Below are 21227 nucleotides of genomic sequence, written 5' to 3' on the forward strand. Positions count from 1 at the left end.
AGGTGCATCCGGGAGGATTCGAACCTCCGACCGCTCGGTTCGTAGCCGAGTACTCTATCCAGCTGAGCTACGGATGCAAATGGCGGTGAGGCGGGGATTCGAACCCCGGATGCAGCTTTTGACCGCATACTCCCTTAGCAGGGGAGCGCCTTCAGCCTCTCGGCCACCTCACCACACGCCTCTTACGAGTGCTTCGAAGAACTTGTTCTGCTCATCGTCGCTGCGTGGCGCACATATTACTTTCTGGGACTTATAAGTCAAACAATTTTTCCAGAGCTTTTATCGTTTGCACACTTCACGCTCAATTAGTCTGTAAAAAAGCCAAAAAGAGTGTTTTATCAACAGATAATTTGATGACACGCTGGCCACCAAAAGCGCACCATATCAACAGTGAGGTTGAAAAAAGTCATGAAGGGACAACGCGGGCGAGCGAGAAGAGAGGCTGCGTCTCACCCGAAAAGTGAGACGCGAAAACCTTAGTAACTGGACTGCTGGGATTTTTCAGCCTGGATACGCTGGTAGATCTCTTCACGATGGACAGAAACTTCTTTCGGGGCGTTCACGCCAATACGCACCTGGTTGCCCTTCACCCCTAAAACTGTCACGGTGACCTCATCGCCAATCATGAGGGTCTCACCAACTCGACGAGTCAGAATCAGCATTCTTTGCTCCTTGAAAGATTAAAAGAGTCGGGTCTCTCTGTATCCCGGCATTATCCATCATATAACGCCAAAAAGTAAGCGATGACAAACACCTTAGGTGTAAGCAGTCATGGCATTACATTCTGTTAAACCTAAGTTTAGCCGATATACAAAACTTCAACCTGACTTTATCGTTGTCGATAGCGTTGACGTAAACGCCGCAGCACGAGCTGCGGCGCCAACGAACGCTTATAATTATTGCAATTTTGCGCTGACCCAGCCTTGTACACTGGCTAACGCTGCAGGCAGAGCTGCCGCATCCGTACCACCGGCTTGCGCCATGTCCGGACGACCGCCACCCTTACCGCCCACCTGCTGAGCGACCATACCAATCAATTCCCCTGCTTTAACCCGGTCGGTCACATCCTTCGACACGCCCGCAATCAGAGAAACCTTACCTTCAACAACCGTTGCCAGTACGATAACGGTAGACCCCAGTTGATTTTTCAGATCATCAACCATGGTTCGCAGCATTTTCGGCTCAATACCAGCAAGCTCGCTGACCAGGAGCTTCACGCCGTTGAGATCGACCGCTTTACTGGAAAGATTTGCACTCTCCTGCGCTGCGGCCTGGTCCTTCAACTGCTGCAACTCTTTTTCCAGCTGACGTGTACGTTCCAGCACGGCGCGCACTTTGTCGCCCAGATTCTGGCTGTCGCCCTTCAGCAGATGCGCAATATCGTTTAAGCGATCGCTTTGCGCATGAACGGTGGCCATAGCGCCTTCACCGGTTACCGCCTCAATACGACGAATGCCCGCTGCGGTGCCGGACTCAGAGATAATACGGAATAGACCGATATCACCGGTACGACTGGCGTGAGTACCGCCGCACAGTTCGGTAGAGAAATCGCCCATGCTCAGAACGCGTACACGTTCGTCGTATTTCTCGCCAAACAGCGCCATGGCGCCTTTCGCCTTCGCCGCTTCGAGATCCATGATGTTCGTTTCAATCGGCAGGTTGCGACGGATTTGCGCATTCACCAAATCTTCAACCTGACGAATCTCCGACGGCTTCATCGCTTCATTGTGCGAGAAGTCGAAGCGCAGCACTTTATCGCTAACCAGCGAACCTTTCTGCGCAACGTGTGTCCCAAGCACCTGGCGCAACGCCGCGTGCATCAGGTGCGTGGCGGAGTGGTTCAGACGGATACGTGCGCGGCGCGCTTCATCTACGTCAGCCTGTACCGCATCGCCCACTTTCAGAGCGCCCGCAGACAATTTGCCGATATGACCAATCGCCTGACCATATTTTTGCGTGTCGTCCACAGCGAAAGTAAATCCAGCGCCTTTCAGCTCGCCTTTATCGCCAACCTGACCGCCTGATTCCGCATAGAATGGGGTCTGATCCAGCACGACAACTGCTTCCTGTCCCGCGTTAATCACTTCAACCGCTTTACCATCGACAAACAGCGCGGTCACTTTGCCGTTCAGTTCCAGATGGTCATAACCTTTAAATTCAGAAGCGCTATCAACGCGGATCATCGCGTTGTAGTCCGCGCCAAAACCGCTAGCTTCGCGCGCGCGACGGCGTTGCTCTTCCATAGCGGCTTCAAAACCGGCTTCATCGACTTTGATGTTGCGCTCACGGCAGACGTCCGCCGTTAGATCGACCGGGAAACCATAAGTATCATACAGACGGAAAGCGGTTTCGCCGTCCAGGGTATCACCCTGCAATTTCGCCAGTTCTTCATCCAGCAGCGCCAGACCGCGCTCCAGCGTACGGGCGAACTGCTCTTCTTCCGTTTTCAGAACCTGCTCGACCTGCGCCTGCTGACGTTTCAACTCTTCGCCTGCGGAGCCCATTACCTCAATCAGCGGCCCAACCAGCTTGTAGAAGAAGGTCTCTTTCGCGCCCAGCATGTTGCCGTGACGAACCGCGCGACGAATAATGCGACGCAGCACATAGCCACGGTTTTCATTCGACGGCAGCACGCCATCGGCAACCAGGAATGCGCAAGAACGGATGTGGTCGGCGATAACGCGCAGCGATTTATTACCCAGATCGGTGGCGCCGGTGACTTTCGCTACCGCTTCAATCAACGTGCGGAACAGGTCGATGTCATAGTTAGAGTTAACGTGTTGCAGTACCGCGGCAATACGCTCCAGCCCCATACCGGTATCTACAGACGGTTTCGGCAATGGTTCCATAGTCCCGTCAGCCTGACGGTTGAACTGCATAAAGACGATGTTCCAGATCTCAATATAGCGATCGCCGTCTTCTTCCGGGCTTCCCGGAGGGCCGCCCCAGATGTGGTCGCCATGATCGTAGAAGATTTCGGTGCACGGACCGCAGGGACCGGTATCGCCCATCTGCCAGAAGTTATCCGATGCGTATGGCGCGCCTTTATTGTCGCCAATACGGATAATACGCTCGCGCGGGATGCCGACTTCTTTTTCCCAGATCTCATAGGCTTCGTCGTCGGTTTCATAGACGGTGACCCATAAACGCTCTTTTGGCAGAGCAAACCAGTTTTCACCGGTCAGTAATTCCCATGCGAACTGAATGGCGTCGTGTTTGAAGTAATCGCCGAAGCTGAAGTTGCCCAGCATTTCGAAGAAAGTATGGTGACGTGCAGTGTATCCGACGTTTTCCAGATCGTTGTGTTTACCCCCCGCGCGTACGCAACGCTGGGAAGTGGTTGCACGGGAATAATTACGTTTATCGAGCCCAAGGAAAACATCCTTGAACTGGTTCATCCCGGCATTGGTAAACAACAGAGTGGGGTCATTGTTAGGCACCAGGGAACTGCTGGCAACTACCTGATGCCCTTTACTATGGAAAAAGTCGAGAAACGCCTGACGGATCTCAGCGGTGCTCTTGCTCATAATTATCCTGAAATCAAGCTACACTTCATCCTTCAGGCCGCCTCTGCGTTGGCTGCGAGTTTCCCGGTCACGCGTTCCCGAGGCTCACTTGCCGCTTTGATGCGGCTTGAATGATTTTGTGTATTTAAGGAATATTCGTCGCAGACGCTGTTCGCCGTTAAGCAACCCGCGTCCAGACGGAAAAAGTGGGAATAAGATAAGTTTTCTTTACCGGGAAGTAAAATCCCGTATGCGCTCAATCTGCAAAATTTCGCCATATTTGCTGGATATCGTCCATCAGATACCCGCGATAGAGCAAAAAGCGCTGTACCTTAACCTTTTCTGAAAAGTTTGAAGGGAGCGGCTCGCCATATTTGCGAACGGCCTGTTCACGTGCCATTTCACGCCAGTCAATTTCACATTCTCGCATCGCTTTTTCAGTCGATTCACGGGAAATGCCTTTCTGATTCAACTCCTGGCGAATACGCGCCGGGCCATAGCCTTTACGGCTACGACTGGCGATAAAGCGCATCACGAAGCGCTCGTCATCAAGATAGTGATGTTCGTGGCACCAGGCGATCACGCGTTCATAATCGTCTGCCGTCGCATCAATCTCTTCCGGCCCATTTTTGCCCATCACCGGCGCGGAGAGTTTACGCCGTAATTCCTGCTCGCTGTGATCGCGGACAGCAAGAATACGTACCGCACGATCAAGGAGACGAGCATAAGCGGGACGGCGCGATGTGGGTTCACTCATAAAAAACCTTAACAGGGGTAAATGCCAAAAGGGCCGCATAAATGCAGCCCTTGATGGTAATTTAACGTTTTGCTGAATGGCGGCTTCGTTTTGTCCGACCCACCATCACCTGATGATTAAAAATCTTCGTTGGTTTCTGCAACGCCTTCGCTATCGTCAACGGCGAAATCAGGCGTGGTATTCTGATTACTCAACAGTAATTCACGTACCCTTTTCTCGATCTCTTTCGCTGTCGCCGGGTTCTCTTTCAGCCAGGTAGTCGCGTTCGCTTTACCCTGGCCAATCTTCTCGCCGTTGTAGCTGTACCATGCGCCCGCTTTCTCGATCAGCTTCTCTTTCACGCCCAGGTCAACCAGTTCGCCATAGAAGTTGATGCCTTCACCGTAGAGGATCTGGAACTCGGCCTGCTTAAACGGCGCGGCGATTTTGTTTTTCACCACTTTCACACGCGTTTCGCTACCCACGACATTATCGCCCTCTTTCACCGCGCCAATACGACGGATATCAAGACGAACAGAGGCGTAGAATTTCAGCGCGTTACCGCCGGTGGTGGTTTCCGGGTTACCGAACATCACGCCAATCTTCATACGGATCTGGTTGATGAAAATCAACAGCGTGTTGGACTGTTTCAGGTTCCCCGCCAGCTTACGCATCGCCTGGCTCATCATACGCGCCGCGAGGCCCATGTGAGAGTCGCCGATTTCGCCTTCGATTTCCGCTTTCGGCGTTAGCGCCGCTACGGAGTCGACCACAATGACGTCCACCGCGCCTGAACGCGCCAGCGCGTCACAGATTTCCAGCGCCTGCTCGCCGGTATCCGGCTGAGAACAGAGCAGGTTATCGATATCGACGCCCAGCTTGCGTGCGTAAACGGGGTCAAGCGCGTGTTCCGCATCGATAAACGCACAGGTTTTACCTTCACGCTGCGCAGCGGCAATCACCTGCAGCGTCAGGGTCGTTTTACCGGAAGATTCCGGCCCGTAAATTTCGACGATACGCCCCATCGGCAGACCGCCCGCACCGAGTGCGATGTCCAGTGAAAGCGAACCGGTGGAGATAGTTTCCACATCCATAGAACGGTCTTCACCCAGACGCATGATGGAGCCTTTACCAAATTGCTTTTCAATTTGGCCCAGTGCTGCCGCCAACGCTTTCTGTTTGTTTTCGTCGATAGCCATTATTACTCCTGTCATGCAACTTGGTATTGAACCGGATAGTGAATTCGTACTGTTAAAGCAATTATACTGTATGCTCATACAGTATCAAGTGTTTTGTAGAAATTGTTGCCACAGGGTTTGTAGCGCGTACGTCGTCGCCTGTCGGCGCACCGATTCACGGTCGCCGCTGAAGCATTCCCGACGCGTAATCCCTTCTCCGCTGACGCTGGCGAAAGCAAACCACACCGTACCAACCGGCTTTTCTTCACTGCCGCCATCCGGCCCGGCAATCCCGCTAATAGCGACAGCAAAATCGGCGCGAGCGGCCTTCAGCGCCCCGATCGCCATTTCGACCACTACGGGTTCGCTGACCGCGCCATGCTGCGCCAGAGTCTCTTCACGCACGCCAATCATCTGCGCTTTGGCTTCATTACTATAGGTGACAAAGCCGCGTTCAAACCAGGCGGAGCTTCCGGCGGTGTCGGTAATGGCTTTCGCCAGCCAGCCGCCGGTACAGGACTCTGCTGTCGTTACGGTCGCCCCGCGCGCTTTTAACGCCAGCCCGACCTGCTCGCTAAGCCGCATCAGTTCACTGTCAGTCATCATGACCTCTGTCAGTTAGAAATCCTGCCGCACAAGATAGCACTTTCTCACCAGAGATGGGGACGAGCAGTCGATTTTACGAGTCGGATTCCGAAAAAATGCCAGCAGGTTATTTATGCAGAATGAAATGAGGTAGCACATGACTAAATAGCAGTACCATGTCGCTAAATTTACACGCACGGAGAGAAAGCAAGGATGTCACTCAAAAAAACGGAAAGCACACAGCAAACACTAAAACAAACCACCCAACTACGGCTATGGGCCACAATTGGCGGCGTCTGTTCACTTGTCATGGGAGTACTGAATATATTGTCGTCAGGCTATTTTGAACCGTATGATGGCGGTCAAATTATCTTAGGCCTGGGATGTCTGGGATATAGTCTGGCACTATCAAAGAAGATATCCCACTTGCAGGCAGAGAATCAGCCCAAAAAGCCATAATAATAGCGGAGGGGGGACTCCCCTCCCTAAGCGTAAATTAGCGCACCCGCGCCAGCGCTACCGCCTGGCCCAGTTGCCAAACCGCCATCGCATAATGCGTGCTGTGGTTATATCGGGTAATGGTGTAGAAGTTCGGCAGGCCGTACCAGTACTGGTAGCCCGTACCGATATCCAGACGCAGCAGGCTGGCTTCCTGATGATTGCCCAACGATTGCTGCGGCGTTAAGCCTGCGGCGGCAAGCTGAGAGAGGCTGTATTTTGTTTTGAAACCATTCGCCAGTCCCGGCGCCTGACCATTCGCCGGCACCGCAACCGTATCGCCTTTCACCCAACCATGCGCCTTGAAGTAGTTCGCCACACTGCCGATGGCATCTACCGGATCCCACAAGTTAATGTGCCCATCGCCATTGAAATCGACCGCATATTCTTTATAGGAAGATGGCATAAACTGGCCGTAGCCCATCGCGCCCGCAAAGGAACCTTTCAGATTGAGCGGATCGTCTTGCTCATCGCGCGCCATGAGCAGGAAGGTTTCCAGCTCGCCGGAGAAATATTCCGCCCGGCGCGGATAGTTAAATGACAGCGTCGCCAGCGCGTCCAGAATCCGCGTTTTCCCCATGATACGTCCCCAGCGGGTTTCCACGCCGATAATCCCCACGATGATTTCCGGCGGTACGCCGTATACCTGCCAGGCGCGGTTCAGCGCGTCTTCATACTGATTCCAGAACGCGACGCCGTTTTGCACGTTATCCGGCGTAATAAATTGTTTGCGGTAGCGCAACCAGGCGCCATTTGGTCCAGCGGGCGGCTGAGTGGTCGGCGCTTGTCTGTCCATCAGACGCAGGACGTAATCCAGTCTTTTAGACTGCGAGAGGATCTCCTGCAGCTGCTGACGGTCGAAACCGTGTTTACTGACCATTTTATCAATGAACTGCTGCGCATTAGGGTTGTTGGCGAAGTCGCCGCCCATTTGCATGACGTTATGCTGCGGCTCAAGCAGGAAGCCGCCGGAAGACGTGCCCGTCGTCGCTTGAGTCTCGGAAGATTTTGGCGTGCTGCTACAGGCAGCAAGCAATACGCAAAGTGGAAGTAACGCTACATAACGACGCTTGAACATGAGACATCCATTAAACAAATTCAGCCAGGGAGAAGTATGGTAAAGCATCCCCCGCCGCACAAGGAAGCGGCACAAGAGAATAAATCACCTTTCTCCTCTTTTCAGTTTGTATCCGCTCCCCCACTCCCGCAATCTTTCAACTTAAAATATTTTTCTTTTATTTTGCGATCACAATAACACTTTTTAATCTTTCAACATGATTACAATGAACAGGAAATTAGCAAGAAAACTAAAAACCCTACAGGAGAGAACAATGATCGAAACCATTACACATGGTGCGGAGTGGTTCATCGGGTTATTCCAGAAAGGCGGAGAGGTGTTTACCGGTATGGTGACAGGTATTCTTCCGCTACTGATAAGCCTGCTGGTTATCATGAATGCGCTCATCAATTTTATCGGCCAGCAGCGTATTGAGCGTTTTGCCCAACGTTGTGCCGGAAATCCGCTATCTCGTTACCTGCTTTTACCGTGTATCGGGACATTTGTTTTTTGTAATCCGATGACCCTGAGTTTGGGACGCTTTATGCCGGAGAAGTACAAGCCGAGCTATTACGCGGCGGCCTCCTATAGCTGTCACTCCATGAACGGTCTGTTTCCGCATATCAATCCCGGCGAACTGTTTGTTTATCTGGGTATCGCCAGCGGACTCACCACGTTAGGGCTTCCTCTCGGCCCGCTCGCGGTGAGCTATCTGCTGGTAGGTCTGGTGACGAACTTCTTCCGCGGTTGGGTCACCGATCTCACCACCGCTATTTTTGAGAAAAAAATGGGGATTCAACTTGAGCAGAAAGTTCATCTGACAGGAGCGGTATCATGACACGGGTTCGTATTGAGAAAGGCGCCGGCGGCTGGGGCGGCCCGCTTGAACTGGACGTTACGCCAGGCAAAAAGATCGTCTATATCACAGCCGGTACGCGCCCGGCCATCGTCGACAAACTGGCGCAACTAACAGGCTGGCAAGCGGTGGACGGCTTTAAAGAAGGCGAACCGCCGGAAGCGGAAATCGGCGCGGCCATTATCGACTGCGGCGGTACGCTGCGCTGCGGTATCTATCCGAAACGCCGGATTCCAACCATTAATATTCACTCGACGGGTAAGTCCGGCCCACTGGCGCAGTATATTGTTGAGGATATTTATGTCTCCGGCGTAAAAGAAGAAAACATTACTCTTGTCGGCGAAACGCCTGCCAGTCCCCAGCCTGCCAAAACGACATTAGGACGTGACTACGACACCAGCAAAAAAATCACCGAGCAGAGCGACGGGCTGCTGGCAAAAGTCGGTATGGGAATGGGCTCCGCCGTGGCGGTACTGTTCCAGTCCGGTCGCGACACCATTGATACGGTCCTGAAAACAATCCTGCCGTTTATGGCGTTCGTTTCGGCGCTGATCGGCATCATTATGGCCTCAGGTCTTGGCGACTGGATCGCCCACGGCCTGGCGCCATTAGCCAGCCATCCACTGGGGCTGGTGACGCTGGCATTGATCTGCTCTTTCCCGCTGCTGTCGCCCTTTCTCGGCCCTGGCGCGGTTATCGCTCAGGTCATTGGCGTCCTGATCGGCGTTCAGATAGGCCTGGGCAATATCCCCCCGCATCTGGCGCTTCCCGCCCTGTTCGCGATTAACGCGCAGGCGGCCTGCGACTTTATCCCGGTCGGCCTGTCACTGGCGGAAGCGAAACAAGACACCGTTCGCGTCGGCGTACCTTCCGTGCTGGTCGGACGCTTCCTGACTGGCGCGCCCACGGTACTTATCGCCTGGTTTGTTTCCGGCTTTATCTATCAATAAGAGGTTCAGACATGAGCGTGATTTATCAAACCACTATCACCCGTATCGGCCAGAGCGCGATGGAGGCGCTCGGCGAACAGATGCTGATTACGTTTCGGGAAGGCGCGCCGGCGGATATCGAAGAATTTTGCTTCATCCATTGTCATGGCGAACTGACCGGCGCGCTGCAGCCTGGCGCGCGGTGTGAATTGGGCCAACATTGCTATCCGGTCACGGCGGTCGGCAGCGTAGCCGAGCAAAACCTGCGTGAACTGGGGCATATCACTTTGCGCTTCGATGGTCTGCGTGAAGCAGAATTTCCCGGCACCGTACACGTTGCGGGGCCTGTACCGGACGATATCGCGCCGGGCTGTATTTTGACGTTTGTCGCTTAAGGAGAAAAAACATGAATCAAGTTGCCGTTGTCATTGGCGGAGGCCAGACCCTGGGGGCATTCCTTTGCCGTGGGCTTGCAGAAGAAGGATACCGCGTGGCGGTCGTTGATATTCAAAGCGATAAAGCCGCGAATGTCGCCCAGGAAATTAACGCCGATTTTGGCGAAGGTATGGCGTACGGTTTTGGCGCCGACGCTACCAGCGAGCAGAGCGTGCTGGCGCTGTCCCGCGGCGTAGACGAAATTTTCGGGCGCGTCGATCTGCTGGTTTACAGCGCGGGTATCGCCAAAGCGGCGTTTATCAGCGATTTCCAGTTGGGCGATTTTGACCGCTCGCTACAGGTGAATCTGGTGGGCTATTTCCTCTGCGCCCGTGAGTTTTCCCGCCTGATGATCCGCGACGGCATTCAGGGGCGCATTATTCAGATTAACTCTAAATCCGGCAAAGTGGGCAGTAAACACAACTCCGGCTACAGCGCGGCGAAATTCGGCGGCGTGGGGTTAACCCAGTCTCTGGCGCTGGATCTGGCGGAATACGGCATTACCGTACACTCGTTGATGCTCGGCAACCTGTTGAAATCGCCAATGTTCCAGTCACTGCTGCCGCAATACGCCACTAAACTGGGCATTAAGCCCGACGAGGTGGAACAGTATTACATTGATAAGGTACCACTCAAACGCGGGTGTGATTATCAGGATGTGCTGAACATGCTGTTATTTTATGCCAGCCCGAAAGCGTCTTATTGCACCGGGCAGTCGATCAACGTAACCGGCGGTCAAGTGATGTTCTGACCGTGAATTGCCGGATGGCGCCGTAGGCCGGATAAGACGGTTACGCCGCCATCAGGCAAACCAACAGGAGCATATTATGGTTTCCACTCTGATTACCGTCGCCGTTATCGCCTGGTGTGCGCAACTGGCGCTGGGCGGCTGGCAGATTTCCCGCTTTAATCGGGCCTTCGATAAACTTAGCCAACAGGGGCGGGTCGGCGTCGGGCGCTCCGGCGGGCGTTTTAAGCCCCGGGTGGTGGTTGCCGTGGCGCTGGACGAACAGCAGCGGGTGACGGACACTTTATTGATGAAAGGCCTTACGGTATTCGCCAGACCGGTTAAAATTGCCGCAATGCAAGGAAAACATTTGCATGAATTACAGCCTGATGTGATCTTTCCCCATGATTCGCTCGCGCAGAATGCACTATCATTGGCGCTTAAACTGAAACATGGGTAATTTCGTTGTGAATGCGTATAGCTTGCGAAATTATCATTTTGCAACCAATACCCTAAATAATTCGAGTTGCAGGAAGGCGGCGACGCAGTGAATCCCAGGAGCGTACATCAGTACGTGACCGGGGTGAGCGAGGAAAGCCAACGCACATGCAGCGTGAAGTATGACGGGTAAATACATAAGTCAGGGTAATCACGCCTATGAAACCTCGTCAGCGTCAGGCCGCGATTCTGGAGCACCTGCAAAAACAGGGAAAATGCTCGGTTGAAGAACTGGCCCAGTACTTTGACACGACAGGCACCACTATCCGTAAAGATCTGGTCATTCTGGAAAATGCCGGAACCGTCATCCGCACCTATGGCGGCGTGGTGTTGAATAAAGAAGAGTCCGATCCGCCTATTGATCACAAAACGCTTATCAACACCCACAAAAAAGCGCTGATAGCCGCAGCCGCTGTGAAATATATCCATGATGGCGATTCCATTATTCTGGACGCCGGAAGTACCGTGTTACAGATGGTGCCGTTGCTTTCGCGTTTTAGCAACATCACGGTGATGACCAACAGCCTCCATATTGTCAACGCGCTATCGGAACTGGACAACGAACAAACTATCCTGATGCCCGGCGGCACCTTCCGTAAAAAATCGGCGTCGTTTCACGGTCAACTGGCGGAAAACGCCTTTGAGCAATTCAGCTTTGATAAACTTTTCATGGGAACTGACGGTATTGACCTGAATGTCGGTGTGACCACGTTCAATGAGGTTTACACCGTCAGTAACGCAATGTGTAATGCAGCACGCGAGGTGATTCTGATGGCGGACTCCTCAAAATTTGGTCGTAAAAGCCCCAATGTGGTGTGCAGTCTGGAAACCGTCGACAAACTGATCACGGACGCGGGGATCGATCCGGCATTTCGTCAGGCGCTGGAAGCAAAAGGGATTGAAGTAATCATAACCGGAGAAAGCAATGAGTGATGCACTACTAAACGCGGGCCGTCAGACCTTAATGCTGGAGCTACAGGAAGCCAGCCGTCTACCAGAGCGTCTGGGCGATGATTTTGTCCGCGCCGCCAATATCATTATTCACTGTGAAGGCAAAGTGATCGTTTCCGGCATTGGTAAATCAGGTCATATTGGTAAAAAAATCGCCGCGACGCTTGCCAGTACCGGTACTCCCGCTTTTTTTGTTCATCCGGCGGAAGCACTGCATGGCGATCTGGGGATGATTGAAAGCCGCGACGTAATGTTATTTATCTCCTATTCCGGCGGCGCAAAAGAACTCGACCTCATCATCCCGCGTCTGGAAGATAAATCCGTCGCGCTGCTGGCGATGACCGGTAAACCTCACTCTCCGCTGGGGCGAGCGGCAAATGCCGTTCTGGATATTTCCGTCGAGCGTGAAGCCTGCCCGATGCATCTGGCACCGACGTCCAGTACCGTCAATACGCTGATGATGGGCGATGCGCTGGCGATGGCAGTCATGCAGGCGCGCGGTTTTAACGAAGAAGATTTCGCCCGTTCGCATCCGGCTGGCGCACTGGGCGCGCGTTTGCTCAATAATGTGCATCACCTGATGCGCCAGGGCGATGCAATACCGCAGGTGATGCTTGCCACCAGCGTGATGGATGCCATGCTGGAACTTAGCCGTACCGGGCTGGGGCTGGTGGCGGTTTGCGATGAGCAACATGTTGTGAAAGGCGTCTTTACCGACGGCGACCTGCGTCGCTGGCTGGTGGGCGACGGCGCGCTCACCACGCCGGTAAGCGAAGCCATGACGCCCAACGGTATTACGCTCCAGGCGCAAAGCCGCGCCATTGACGCCAAAGAGCTCCTGATGAAGCGCAAAATTACCGCCGCGCCAGTGGTCGATGAAAACGGCAAACTCACCGGCGCCATTAACCTACAGGATTTCTACCAGGCGGGGATTATCTAATCCTTCAGTCCCAGACGCTTCGCCAGCCGATGCAGGTTGGCGACGTCGGTTTCCAGCGCTCGCGCGCAGGCCGCCCAGTTATGATTATTTTGCGCCAGCGCCTGGCGAATCATCTCTCGCTGAAAGTTCTCCGTCGATTCGCGCAAATTGCGGCAGGTTGGCAGCGCCAGAAAGCTTTCCGCAGGCGGCGCGGGTAAAACGTCCTCTGACAAGGCAAAATGCTGCGCCTCCAGTATCACCTCATCCCCTGCCCGGGTCGCTCTCGCCAGCACAACCGCACGGTGAATGGCATGTTCCAGCTCCCGGACGTTGCCCGGCCAGCCATAGTTGAGCAAATGGCGGCGCGCGTCGGGACTCAGCACCACGCGGGACAGCCCCAGCCGCAGTCGGCACTGCTCGCAAAAATAGCCCGCCAGCAGCACCACATCATCGCCGCGCTCGCGCAGCGGCGGCACAAAGAGCGGGAAAACGCTCAGGCGATGGAACAGATCGGAGCGAAAACGCCCCGCCAGCACCTCTTCACGCAGGTCACGGTTGGTCGCCGCCAACACCCGCACATCCACGCGCAGGCTACGATCGTCGCCGACGCGCTGAATATCGCCATACTGCAACACGCGAAGTAGTTTGGCCTGTAGCGCCAGCGACAGTTCGCCAATCTCATCCAGAAACAGCGTACCGTTGTCGGCCATTTCGAACTTACCGCTACGATTACTGATAGCCCCGGTAAAAGCCCCTTTTACATGACCAAACAACTCGCTCTCCGCCACGCTTTCCGGCAGCGCGGCGCAGTTGAGATAGACCAGCGGATTGACCGCTCTGGGGGAGCCCTGGTGAATAGCTTTCGCCACCAGCTCTTTACCGGTCCCCGTTTCACCGCCGATCAGCACGTTAAGATCGGAGCCCGCCACAATCTCGATCTCTTTTTTCAACTGCGTCATCGCCGGCGACAGGCCGATCATGTGCGTCTCTTTTATCGGTTCAAACACGCCTGACGACCCCGGCAGCATGTTCTGGCTTTCCAGTTGTTCAATTAACAGCGCATTACTCAATGCCCCGGCGGCCAGCGCGGCGACAAGCCGTAGCTCTTCATCGCTAAATACCTCGAACTGCTCCGGCGTCATAGCATCAAGGGTCAGCGCACCGATGAGGTTCTGTCCGGCAAACAGCGGCAGACCAACACAGGCGTGGACTTTCAGGCTTTCCTGTCCGGGAATTAACCCGTCATACGGATCGGGTAAATCGCTATCAGCCGGAAAACGCACCACGTCCCCCGCGCGGGCGATGGCTTCCAGGCGCGGATGGCCTTCCAGGGTAAAACGTCTGCCGAGGACGTCCTGCGCCAGGCCATCAATCGCCAGTGGAGTAAATTGTCGTGATTCATAACGCAACAGCGCCGAGGCGTCGCACGCCAGCACCTGACGCAGCGTAGTAATCAGCCGCTGAAAACGATCCTGATGCCCAATACCGCGTTGTAACTCAATGGCGATGCCCGCCAATACCTCCACGGAAAAACTCATGGTTACCTCATTGTCATTTTGACAATCTATAGTGTCATATTGACAGCATCATTTATAGTCTTTTTGACTATATCAAAAATACAAACTTATTATAACTTCATATAAATCAATAAGATGTAAAGTTGGCACACTACCTGCAATAAGCAAAACAACTTTTTGCAAACGTTGAATGAATTGAGGTGGTTATGTCTATCCTGGTTAAAAATAATATTCATTGGGTTGGCCAGCGCGACTGGGAAGTACGTGATTTTCACGGCACTGAATACAAAACTCTGCGCGGCAGCAGCTATAACAGCTATCTCATTCGTGAAGAAAAGAATGTGCTGATCGATACCGTCGATCATAAGTTTAGCCGTGAGTTTGTGCAAAACCTGCGCAGTGAAATCGACCTCGCGGACATCGACTACATCATCATTAACCATGCCGAAGAAGACCATGCAGGCGCGCTGACCGAACTGATGGCGCAGATCCCGGACACGCCTATCTACTGTACCGCCAACGCCATTGACTCTATCAACGGCCATCACCATCACCCGGAATGGAATTTTAAGGTGGTGAAAACCGGCGATACGCTGGATATCGGCAACGGCAAGCAGTTGATCTTCGTGGAAACGCCGATGCTGCACTGGCCGGACAGCATGATGACCTATATGACCGGCGACGCGGTGTTATTCAGCAACGACGCCTTTGGTCAGCACTACTGCGACGAGCGCCTGTTCAATGATGAAGTGGACCAAACTGAACTGTTTGAACAATGCCAGCGCTACTACGCCAATATCCTGACGCCGTTCAGCCGTCTGGTAACGCCAAAAATTACCGAAATCCTCGGCTTCAACCTGCCGGTGGATATGATTGCCACCTCACACGGCGTGGTATGGCGCGACAACCCAACGCAAATCGTGGAACTGTATCTGAAATGGGCGGCAGATTATCAGGAAGATCGTATCACTATTTTCTACGATACCATGTCGAACAATACTCGCATGATGGCGGATGCCATCGCGCAGGGTATCAACGAAGTGGACCCCAACGTGGCGGTCAAAATCTTTAACGTCGCCCGCAGCGATAAAAATGAAATATTGACCAACGTCTTCCGTTCGAAAGGCGTTCTGGTCGGCACTTCTACCATGAACAACGTGATGATGCCGAAAATCGCTGGTCTGGTGGAAGAGATGACCGGCCTGCGCTTTCGCAACAAGCGCGCCAGCGCCTTCGGTTCTCATGGCTGGAGCGGCGGCGCGGTGGATCGACTGTCCACGCGCTTACAGGATGCCGGTTTTGAAATGTCCCTGAGCCTGAAAGCGAAATGGCGTCCGGATCTGGATGCGCTGGAGTTGTGCCGTCAGCACGGTCGCGACATCGCGCGTCAGTGGGCGCTTGCTCCGCTGCCGGAAATCACACAGAAAACCACGCCAGCCGAAGAAACCACAACCTGCGCCGCCGCAGACCTCGGCCCTAAAATGCAATGCAGCGTATGCCAGTGGATTTACGACCCTGCGCTGGGCGAGCCGTTGCAGGATGTCGCGCCGGGTACGCCGTGGAGCGACGTGCCAGATAACTTCCTGTGCCCGGAATGTTCATTAGGTAAAGACGTGTTCGACGTACTGGCGACGGAGGCAAAATGAGTCGGGGGATCATCATTATTGGATCGGGCTTCGCCGCCCGCCAGCTCGTCAAAAATATCCGTAAACAAGATGCGCATGTGCCGTTAACCCTGATTGCGGCGGACAGTATGGATGAGTACAACAAGCCCGATCTCAGCCACGTTATCAGCCAGTCGCAGCGCGCCGATGATCTCACCCGCCAGTTAGCGGGGGAATTTGCTGAACAGTTTAATCTGCGACTGTTCCCGCATACCTGGGTTGCTGACATTGATGCCGATGCCCATGTGGTGAAAAGTCAGGATAAGCAGTGGCAGTACGACAAGCTGGTACTGGCGACCGGGGCGACAGCCTTTGTACCGCCGATTACAGGACGTGAGTTAATGCTTACTTTGAATAGCCAGCAGGAGTACCGCGCCTGTGAGACACAACTGCGCGACGCGCAGCGAGTGATGATTGTCGGCGGCGGTCTCATTGGCAGTGAATTAGCGATGGATTTCTGCCGCGCCGGGAAAACGGTAACGTTGATGGATAACGCCGCCAGCCTTCTCGCCTCACTGATGCCACCGGAAGTGAGCAGTCGCTTACAGCATCACCTGACCGATATGGGGGTGCATCTGCTGCTGAAATCGCAGTTGCAAAAACTGGAGAAAACCGAAGCCGGTATCCGCGCTACGCTGGTAAGCCAGCGTAGTATTGAGGTCGATGCGGTGATTGCCGCCACCGGCTTACGCCCGGAAACCGCTCTGGCGCGCCGCGCCGGGGTAGCCGTCAACCGCGGCGTCTGCGTGGATAGCTATCTACAGACCAGTCACCCGGATATTTATGCGATCGGCGACTGCGCGGAGATCAACGGTCAGGTGCTGCCCTTCCTGCAACCGATCCAGTTAAGTGCGATGTACCTGGCGAAAAATCTGCTCGGCGGCAACGCGCCGCTGAAGCTACCGGCGATGCTGGTCAAAGTCAAAACGCCGGAACTGCCGCTGCATCTGGCGGGAGAAACTCAGCGCCGCGATTTGAGCTGGCAGATTACCGCAGAATCTGACGGTATGATTGCCAAAGGCATGAGTGGAGAAGGCCAACTACGCGCCTTTGTGGTGAGTGAAGACCGCATGAAAGAGGCCTTTGCACTGCTGAAAACGTTGTCCGTATAAGCCTGTGATGCCGGATAGCGCCGCTTCGCGTCTTATCCGGCCTACGAGTGAGCATCTGTTTACAGGCCAGATAAGGCGCAGCCGCCATCCGGTGCCCTACACTTCACTTAACGCTCGCGCTGCGGCAATCACGCCCTGTCCAAACGACAGCCCGCCGTCGCCCGCTGGTAACCGCTGCGGAAATAACAATTTAAAATCAGAAAGATAAAAGGCAAGACGCGCGCGCAGTAAGCGGTTGTGTATCACCCCGCCGCTGAAGACCAGAGTGGTTATCCCCCGCGCCGTAGCCTGCTGGCGCATTAGCGTGGCAAACCCGCACGCCAGCGCATCATGAAAAGCCCAGGCGCGTTGCGCGGGCGTGGCCTGCCAGTTCAACCATTGCCGCCAGAAAACGGCGACGTCCAGTTGAGCGCCGTTAAGCGGCATCGTTACCGGATGCTCAACGTTAGCGCATTGAGAGGCCAGCGCCTCCAGCGCGCAGGCGGCCTCGCCCTCATAGCTAAGCGATGCTGGCGCGCAGCGAAGCGCGGCAGCCACCGCGTCAAACAACCGCCCGCAGGAAGAGGCCAACGGGGCATTGACGCCGCGCTCAATGGCGCGCGCCAGGACATGCCAGTTTTGCTGTTGCAGCCCCGCTGTCTCCGGGTAATCCAGCCAGTCCGGCACAAAGCGCAGGCACTGCGCCAACAGATTACGCCACGGCTGTTTGGCAGCCAGATCGCCTCCCGGCAGCGCCACGGCGGGTAAACCACCTAAATGTTCGCACTCGCGATAATTGACCCGCAAACATTCTCCGCCCCATAGCGCGCCATTCTCACCCATGCCGATACCGTCTACCGTCAGGGCAATCACCTCTCCGCCGTCCAGCGGCCACCCATGCTCGGCCAGGCAAGCCGCCGCATGGGCATGATGGTGTAACACCGTCTCTGTCGGTAGACGCATCTCACTGGCCCACTGACTGGAAACATAGCCCGGATGCGCATCACAGACGATACGCTCTGGGGTAAAATCGTAGATTGACTGGATCAAACGCAATGCCTCGCGCCACTGCGCCTGGATACCGTCATCGCTGAGATCGCCTAAATGCTGGCTGACAACCGCCTGTTCGCCGCGTACCAGACAGAACGTGTTTTTCAGATCCGCGCCCAGACAAAGTATCGGCGGCACATCGCGAAATCCGGGCGGCAACGCAATTGCGTCCGGCACGTATCCCCGCGAACGACGCAGCATTTCGCCGCTGTCGCGCACGACAGAGTCGTCCATGCGCTGTACAATGTCGCGATTGTGCAACAGAAAACCATCGGCAATATCGTGTAAATCGTCCAGCGCCTGTTCGTTGGTGATGGCGGGCGGTCTGCCGCTCAGGTTGCCGGATGTCATCACCAGCGGGTAATTGAGCTCCTGCAACAAGAGGTGTTGCAATGGGTTGGCTGGCAGCATCACACCCACCTCCGTAAGTCCTGGCGCGATGCCCTCACTCAGCGAAGGTACATACTGCTTATCCACCAGCACAATCGGGGCCGCTGACGTGGTCAGCAGCGAACGCGCCGCGCTCGGCAGCGTTTGCGCCGTGGGCAACATCACCGCCAATGGTTTCGCCGGGCGATGTTTACGCGCCCGCAGCATCGCCACTGCGTTATCGTTGCGCGCATCGCAGGCCAGATGAAAACCACCCAGCCCTTTAACGGCAATAATGCCTCCGGCGTTCAGTTGGGCGACCGCCGCCTGCAAAGCCGCCTCTTTTTCCGCTCGTTCATGTTGGCTCCGCCACTCAAGATGCGGCCCGCATGACGGACAGGCAACGGGCTGGGCATGAAAACGGCGATCGTACGGATCGCGGTATTCGCTGTCGCATTCCGGACACAAGGGAAACGCCGCCATCACCGTAAATGGCCGGTCATAGGGCATAGCGCGAATAATGGTGAAGCGTGGTCCGCAGTGGGTGCAATTGATGAAAGGATAACGGTAGCGCCGCTCGCCTGGGGTATTCATCTCGGCAAGACATGCCGGGCAGGTCGCCGCATCCGGCACGATTTGCGTGTTCATCGAACCGCCTGCGCTCTGACGAATGGTGAAATCCGTCGGTGCGCGCTCCCATACCAACGACGCGTGTTCAACGCTGTCAATGCGCGCCAGCGGCGGGCAATCCTGATAGAGCGCGGCAATAAATTGCGACGGATCTTCCAGCAGCCGAACGACGACGCCGTCGCCGTCATTACACACGTCGCCGTGTAATCGCAACTGCTGCGCCAGCTGCCAGACAAAAGGACGAAAACCGACGCCCTGTACTTTGCCCCGAATGCGTAGCTGTACGCCGGAAGGTGTGTCTATCGCCATCTTATTTTCCCGCCATCATCGAACCCGGATGCCTGATGGCGCGACGCTTATCAGGCCTACAACCGCACGGACCGTAGACCGGATAAGGCATTGATGCCGCCATCCGGCAATGCTTTGTGGCGTATTCTACGCGCAATCGCAGAAATCAGAAAAGCAGCGATGCCGTTGAATCCAGCGCTGCACGACGGCGTTTTTCCGCGCTCAGCTGTTCAAGCTTATTGCGGTCCACGCAGATGAGGGCGTGCGTTGGGCAAGCGGCCATACAGGCCGGACCGGCTTCACGGTGGTGACACAGATCGCACTTGTTGGCTTCGGCTTTTTCGGCACGCACGTTCAGCCCCGCGCCGCTATTGCGAACCACCGGACGTACCACCACTTCCATGGCGCCGTAAGGACATGCCACTACGCAAGTTTTACAGCCAATGCAGCGTTCCTGCATCACATGAACAAAGCCTTTGTCACGGCTGATGGCGCCATTCGGGCAAACGTTGGCGCACGGCGCGTCTTCACACTGGCGACACAGCGTTGCCGTGGAAACATTCACGCCTTTGATGACATGGATACGAGGTAAAAAGGTTTCAGGGGTCAGCGATGCGCAATCCTGATTTTCCTGATGGGATACGACGCAAGCCACTTCACAGGTACGGCAACCAATGCACTTACTCGCGTCTGCAATGATGAAACGGTTCATCAAATTCTCCAGCAATAACAGATGATGTGTCGATATATACACGAATCGTGCCAATTTTTATTTCATTGTTATTTAAGAATATTATTTCTATTTTCGTGAGCATTTACGTGTCATCGTCACAAGTGTCGATGACACGTAATGTCGCCAGTGGTGGTCAAAATTTGCAGTGATAGCCAGCCAACTCTGCACCGCAACTGGCATCAATCCTGATTAACGCCTGGCAATACGTTACCGCGTATTAAACAGCGCTGCGTAAGGGAAAGATCGTCCGTTTGCGGATTCCTTCCGGCAATAGGTTTGATAATTAATTTACGGCCAGGATAGTGATTAAAACGGGTCAGCGCCGGATAACTCAACCGGCCAAACCAGCCGTGTACGCGCTGCCAGCGGGCGTCCTTCACCTGATATAAATTGGTTATCCAGTAGCCTGAGTCAAACTGCATATCCAACAGTTGCGTGCGCCCATTGCCCTGTAAATCAAGCAAATCATCGACGCCAGTATCGGTGGCGGTATAAAACCCCCACGGTTCAAAGACGCAGGGGCGGCCATTCTTGAGAAAGGTGAAAATGATGTATTGCGCGCTCGGCGCCAGGCCCAACCCAGGATTGCCCAACCAGATAACCAGATCCTGAATGCCGTTACGATCGAGGTCAGCACGATAAAATTGCGCATTACCCGCCAAATTAATCAGCATTCCCACCGGGACAACCCACGAATTACCGGCTCTGTCTTTTCCGCTAATCCGCCATTCGTTATCTTTTTTCGGCTCCGGCAGTAGCGTCACGCCACTGACTCCGACCTGGCGAAAATGCCAGGTCTGGTCGGGCGATACAGAATAAGGCAGGGTCAACAGCGGCTTCAGCGCACGCTTTTGCGCATATTCACCGTCGCTCATCGGCAGGTAACCGACAAAACCGGTGGCCAGTGCGCGCGCGGCGATGCAGAAAAATAGCAGTCCGCTCCATACGATAACCTTCACGTTCTTCTTACCGCCTATGCCGGGGAACACAAATCCGTCCAATGGGTACGC

20 protein-coding genes and 2 tRNA genes are annotated in these 21227 nt (G+C 54.7%); 10 read left to right on the forward strand and 12 right to left on the reverse strand.

What is annotated here, in order from left to right:
• Positions 1–3: 3 nt before the first annotated feature.
• The 7 genes from ACLJZ5_RS13030 to pncC all read right to left on the reverse strand — a co-directional run bounded on the left by ACLJZ5_RS13030 (position 4) and on the right by pncC (position 6023).
• A tRNA-Arg gene (locus ACLJZ5_RS13030) sits at positions 4–77 on the reverse strand.
• A 3-nt stretch (positions 78–80) separates the two neighbouring features.
• Positions 81–173, reverse strand: a tRNA-Ser gene (locus ACLJZ5_RS13035).
• 303 nt (positions 174–476) lie between these two features.
• Positions 477–662: a carbon storage regulator CsrA gene (gene csrA, locus ACLJZ5_RS13040; RefSeq protein ID WP_000906486.1), complete on the reverse strand. Its 186-nt coding sequence runs from the start codon at positions 660–662 to the stop codon at positions 477–479.
• 234 nt (positions 663–896) lie between these two features.
• Positions 897–3527, reverse strand: coding sequence for an alanine--tRNA ligase (gene alaS, locus ACLJZ5_RS13045; protein ID WP_024797812.1), 2631 nt, complete (start codon positions 3525–3527; stop codon positions 897–899).
• Between the two features lie 235 nt (positions 3528–3762).
• Complete coding sequence (gene recX / locus ACLJZ5_RS13050) at positions 3763–4263, reverse strand: recombination regulator RecX (RefSeq protein WP_024797813.1); 501 nt, start codon at positions 4261–4263, stop codon at positions 3763–3765.
• 116 nt (positions 4264–4379) lie between these two features.
• On the reverse strand, positions 4380–5441 hold the full coding sequence (gene recA / locus ACLJZ5_RS13055) for a recombinase RecA (protein WP_000963151.1): 1062 nt from the start codon (positions 5439–5441) through the stop codon (positions 4380–4382).
• An 84-nt stretch (positions 5442–5525) separates the two neighbouring features.
• The gene (gene pncC / locus ACLJZ5_RS13060) at positions 5526–6023 is read right to left on the reverse strand and encodes a nicotinamide-nucleotide amidase (RefSeq protein WP_010835022.1); all 498 of its coding nucleotides are present in this window, start codon (positions 6021–6023) and stop codon (positions 5526–5528) included.
• A gap of 195 nt (positions 6024–6218) precedes the next feature.
• Here pncC and ACLJZ5_RS13065 point away from each other — a divergent pair, with 195 nt between their 5' ends.
• Positions 6219–6464 (forward strand): hypothetical protein, encoded by a 246-nt coding sequence (locus ACLJZ5_RS13065; protein WP_000053777.1) that lies wholly within the window; start codon positions 6219–6221, stop codon positions 6462–6464.
• A 37-nt stretch (positions 6465–6501) separates the two neighbouring features.
• Here ACLJZ5_RS13065 and mltB read toward each other — a convergent pair whose 3' ends face one another.
• Positions 6502–7581 carry a lytic murein transglycosylase B gene (mltB, locus tag ACLJZ5_RS13070; protein WP_000476826.1) on the reverse strand — a complete coding sequence of 360 codons (1080 nt, stop codon included), beginning with the start codon at positions 7579–7581 and terminating at the stop codon, positions 6502–6504.
• Positions 7582–7834: 253 nt separating this feature from the next.
• Here mltB and srlA point away from each other — a divergent pair, with 253 nt between their 5' ends.
• The 7 genes from srlA to gutQ all read left to right on the forward strand — a co-directional run bounded on the left by srlA (position 7835) and on the right by gutQ (position 12896).
• Positions 7835–8398, forward strand: coding sequence for a PTS glucitol/sorbitol transporter subunit IIC (gene srlA / locus ACLJZ5_RS13075; RefSeq protein ID WP_000573333.1), 564 nt, complete (start codon positions 7835–7837; stop codon positions 8396–8398).
• Complete coding sequence (locus ACLJZ5_RS13080; RefSeq protein ID WP_000199039.1) at positions 8395–9366, forward strand: PTS glucitol/sorbitol transporter subunit IIB; 972 nt, start codon at positions 8395–8397, stop codon at positions 9364–9366. The genes srlA and ACLJZ5_RS13080 overlap by 4 nt, the downstream gene beginning before the upstream one ends.
• 11 nt (positions 9367–9377) lie before the next feature.
• Positions 9378–9740 (forward strand): PTS glucitol/sorbitol transporter subunit IIA, encoded by a 363-nt coding sequence (gene srlB, locus ACLJZ5_RS13085; protein ID WP_000111555.1) that lies wholly within the window; start codon positions 9378–9380, stop codon positions 9738–9740.
• Between the two features lie 11 nt (positions 9741–9751).
• Positions 9752–10531 carry a sorbitol-6-phosphate dehydrogenase gene (gene srlD / locus ACLJZ5_RS13090; RefSeq protein ID WP_001077372.1) on the forward strand — a complete coding sequence of 260 codons (780 nt, stop codon included), beginning with the start codon at positions 9752–9754 and terminating at the stop codon, positions 10529–10531.
• Positions 10532–10607: 76 nt separating this feature from the next.
• Positions 10608–10967 carry a transcriptional regulator GutM gene (gutM, locus tag ACLJZ5_RS13095; protein WP_000255198.1) on the forward strand — a complete coding sequence of 120 codons (360 nt, stop codon included), beginning with the start codon at positions 10608–10610 and terminating at the stop codon, positions 10965–10967.
• 197 nt (positions 10968–11164) lie between these two features.
• The gene (gene srlR / locus ACLJZ5_RS13100; RefSeq protein ID WP_000804536.1) at positions 11165–11938 is read left to right on the forward strand and encodes a glucitol operon DNA-binding transcriptional repressor SrlR; all 774 of its coding nucleotides are present in this window, start codon (positions 11165–11167) and stop codon (positions 11936–11938) included.
• The gene (gutQ, locus tag ACLJZ5_RS13105; protein WP_024797814.1) at positions 11931–12896 is read left to right on the forward strand and encodes an arabinose-5-phosphate isomerase GutQ; all 966 of its coding nucleotides are present in this window, start codon (positions 11931–11933) and stop codon (positions 12894–12896) included. Before srlR ends, gutQ begins: the two co-directional genes overlap by 8 nt.
• On the opposite strand, the gene norR is transcribed toward gutQ, so the two are convergent.
• A complete protein-coding gene (norR, locus tag ACLJZ5_RS13110) occupies positions 12893–14413 on the reverse strand; it encodes a nitric oxide reductase transcriptional regulator NorR (RefSeq protein ID WP_024797815.1) in 1521 nt (506 codons plus the stop codon). The genes gutQ and norR overlap by 4 nt on opposite strands.
• A 185-nt stretch (positions 14414–14598) precedes the next feature.
• On the opposite strand from norR, the gene norV reads away from it, so the two are divergent.
• On the forward strand, positions 14599–16038 hold the full coding sequence (gene norV / locus ACLJZ5_RS13115; protein WP_000026004.1) for an anaerobic nitric oxide reductase flavorubredoxin: 1440 nt from the start codon (positions 14599–14601) through the stop codon (positions 16036–16038).
• Positions 16035–17168, forward strand: a complete 1134-nt coding sequence (norW, locus tag ACLJZ5_RS13120) for an NADH:flavorubredoxin reductase NorW (protein ID WP_000086344.1) — start codon at positions 16035–16037, stop codon at positions 17166–17168. Before norV ends, norW begins: the two co-directional genes overlap by 4 nt.
• Before the next feature lie 96 nt (positions 17169–17264).
• Here the strand turns inward: norW and hypF are convergent, their stop codons facing one another.
• From hypF to ACLJZ5_RS13135, 3 genes are all read right to left on the reverse strand, one after another.
• Positions 17265–19505 (reverse strand): carbamoyltransferase HypF, encoded by a 2241-nt coding sequence (gene hypF, locus ACLJZ5_RS13125; protein ID WP_024797816.1) that lies wholly within the window; start codon positions 19503–19505, stop codon positions 17265–17267.
• A gap of 145 nt (positions 19506–19650) precedes the next feature.
• Positions 19651–20196: an electron transport protein HydN gene (gene hydN / locus ACLJZ5_RS13130; protein ID WP_001078791.1), complete on the reverse strand. Its 546-nt coding sequence runs from the start codon at positions 20194–20196 to the stop codon at positions 19651–19653.
• A gap of 200 nt (positions 20197–20396) precedes the next feature.
• Entirely contained in the window at positions 20397–21206 is an 810-nt protein-coding gene (locus ACLJZ5_RS13135) for a hypothetical protein (protein WP_001747661.1), read from the reverse strand.
• Between the last annotated feature and the right edge of the window lie 21 nt (positions 21207–21227).

Source organism: Salmonella sp. 5800 (genome assembly GCF_046558195.1).
GTDB classification, from domain to species: domain Bacteria; phylum Pseudomonadota; class Gammaproteobacteria; order Enterobacterales; family Enterobacteriaceae; genus Salmonella; species Salmonella enterica.

Bases quoted from the DNA above. Each gene is read 5' to 3' on its own strand.
- csrA (WP_000906486.1), bottom strand. From the start codon at position 662: ATGCTGATTCTGACTCGTCGAGTTGGTGAGACCCTCATGATTGGCGAT.
- alaS (WP_024797812.1), bottom strand. From the start codon at position 3,527: ATGAGCAAGAGCACCGCTGAGATCCGTCAGGCGTTTCTCGACTTTTTC.
- recX (WP_024797813.1), bottom strand. From the start codon at position 4,263: ATGAGTGAACCCACATCGCGCCGTCCCGCTTATGCTCGTCTCCTTGAT.
- recA (WP_000963151.1), bottom strand. From the start codon at position 5,441: ATGGCTATCGACGAAAACAAACAGAAAGCGTTGGCGGCAGCACTGGGC.
- pncC (WP_010835022.1), bottom strand. From the start codon at position 6,023: ATGACTGACAGTGAACTGATGCGGCTTAGCGAGCAGGTCGGGCTGGCG.
- ACLJZ5_RS13065 (WP_000053777.1), top strand. From the start codon at position 6,219: ATGTCACTCAAAAAAACGGAAAGCACACAGCAAACACTAAAACAAACC.
- mltB (WP_000476826.1), bottom strand. From the start codon at position 7,581: ATGTTCAAGCGTCGTTATGTAGCGTTACTTCCACTTTGCGTATTGCTT.
- srlA (WP_000573333.1), top strand. From the start codon at position 7,835: ATGATCGAAACCATTACACATGGTGCGGAGTGGTTCATCGGGTTATTC.
- ACLJZ5_RS13080 (WP_000199039.1), top strand. From the start codon at position 8,395: ATGACACGGGTTCGTATTGAGAAAGGCGCCGGCGGCTGGGGCGGCCCG.
- srlB (WP_000111555.1), top strand. From the start codon at position 9,378: ATGAGCGTGATTTATCAAACCACTATCACCCGTATCGGCCAGAGCGCG.
- srlD (WP_001077372.1), top strand. From the start codon at position 9,752: ATGAATCAAGTTGCCGTTGTCATTGGCGGAGGCCAGACCCTGGGGGCA.
- gutM (WP_000255198.1), top strand. From the start codon at position 10,608: ATGGTTTCCACTCTGATTACCGTCGCCGTTATCGCCTGGTGTGCGCAA.
- srlR (WP_000804536.1), top strand. From the start codon at position 11,165: ATGAAACCTCGTCAGCGTCAGGCCGCGATTCTGGAGCACCTGCAAAAA.
- gutQ (WP_024797814.1), top strand. From the start codon at position 11,931: ATGAGTGATGCACTACTAAACGCGGGCCGTCAGACCTTAATGCTGGAG.
- norR (WP_024797815.1), bottom strand. From the start codon at position 14,413: ATGAGTTTTTCCGTGGAGGTATTGGCGGGCATCGCCATTGAGTTACAA.
- norV (WP_000026004.1), top strand. From the start codon at position 14,599: ATGTCTATCCTGGTTAAAAATAATATTCATTGGGTTGGCCAGCGCGAC.
- norW (WP_000086344.1), top strand. From the start codon at position 16,035: ATGAGTCGGGGGATCATCATTATTGGATCGGGCTTCGCCGCCCGCCAG.
- hypF (WP_024797816.1), bottom strand. From the start codon at position 19,505: ATGGCGATAGACACACCTTCCGGCGTACAGCTACGCATTCGGGGCAAA.
- hydN (WP_001078791.1), bottom strand. From the start codon at position 20,196: ATGAACCGTTTCATCATTGCAGACGCGAGTAAGTGCATTGGTTGCCGT.